Here is a 912-nt window from a genome sequence, read left to right as displayed (position 1 = left end):
CATCAAAAAAGAAAGGACGAAATTTGTCCTTTCTAGATCTTAGCTTTTCTTCAACCCACTACAGTTGACAAGGAGCCAATTAAAAAAGAGAGAAGCAAACTGATTCTCTCTTTATGTATATAATATCTAGTTAAGCAAAAAAGATACGCTTACGTATCTCTGTAATGAATCGGGAAGACAGGATTCGAACCTGCGACACCTTGGTCCCAAACCAAGTACTCTACCAAGCTGAGCTACTTCCCGAGTTAAATAGAAAAATGCACCCTAGAGGAGTCGAACCTCTAACCGCCTGATTCGTAGTCAGGTACTCTATCCAGTTGAGCTAAGGGTGCTCATTATATTATGCCGAGGACCGGAATCGAACCGGTACGATCGTTACCAATCGCAGGATTTTAAGTCCTGTGCGTCTGCCAGTTCCGCCACCCCGGCCTCTCTAAGCGAACGACGGGATTCGAACCCGCGACCCCCACCTTGGCAAGGTGGTGTTCTACCACTGAACTACGTTCGCACTGTTTTCTTCTATCTAAAAATGCCGGCTACATGACTTGAACACGCGACCCTCTGATTACAAATCAGATGCTCTACCAACTGAGCTAAGCCGGCTCGTTTATTATATCTTAATGCGGGTTAAGGGACTTGAACCCCCACGCCGTTAAGCGCCAGATCCTAAATCTGGTGCGTCTGCCAATTCCGCCAAACCCGCATATATGACCCGTACTGGGCTCGAACCAGTGACCCATTGATTAAAAGTCAATTGCTCTACCAACTGAGCTAACGAGTCTAAAATAACTTACGTTATTCTAACGGTCCCGACGGGAATCGAACCCGCGATCTTCGCCGTGACAGGGCGACGTGATAACCGCTACACTACGGGACCTATGGGAGTTAACGGGATCGAACCGCTGACCCTCT

Annotated in this window: 8 tRNA genes; all 8 read right to left on the bottom strand. The window is 47.5% G+C overall.

Annotation, left to right across the window (positions count from 1 at the left end):
• Positions 1-169: 169 nt before the first annotated feature.
• The 8 genes from HMPREF2613_RS09340 to HMPREF2613_RS09305 all read right to left on the bottom strand — a co-directional run bounded on the left by HMPREF2613_RS09340 (position 170) and on the right by HMPREF2613_RS09305 (position 877).
• Positions 170-243, bottom strand: a tRNA-Pro gene (locus HMPREF2613_RS09340).
• Positions 244-258: 15 nt separating this feature from the next.
• Positions 259-332, bottom strand: a tRNA-Arg gene (locus HMPREF2613_RS09335).
• 11 nt (positions 333-343) lie between these two features.
• Positions 344-429, bottom strand: a tRNA-Leu gene (locus HMPREF2613_RS09330).
• A 7-nt stretch (positions 430-436) separates the two neighbouring features.
• Positions 437-508, bottom strand: a tRNA-Gly gene (locus HMPREF2613_RS09325).
• A 22-nt stretch (positions 509-530) separates the two neighbouring features.
• Positions 531-603: transfer RNA gene (locus HMPREF2613_RS09320), tRNA-Thr, on the bottom strand.
• 18 nt (positions 604-621) lie between these two features.
• Positions 622-703, bottom strand: a tRNA-Leu gene (locus HMPREF2613_RS09315).
• Between the two features lie 5 nt (positions 704-708).
• Positions 709-781: transfer RNA gene (locus tag HMPREF2613_RS09310), tRNA-Lys, on the bottom strand.
• Between the two features lie 23 nt (positions 782-804).
• Positions 805-877 (bottom strand) — tRNA-Asp (locus tag HMPREF2613_RS09305).
• Between the last annotated feature and the right edge of the window lie 35 nt (positions 878-912).

The organism is Streptococcus sp. HMSC070B10, from assembly GCF_001808665.1.
Taxonomy (GTDB): Bacteria; Bacillota; Bacilli; order Lactobacillales; family Streptococcaceae; genus Streptococcus.
The sequence above is the reverse complement of the archived record's forward strand: the minus strand, read 5'-3'. Positions and strand labels throughout refer to the sequence as shown.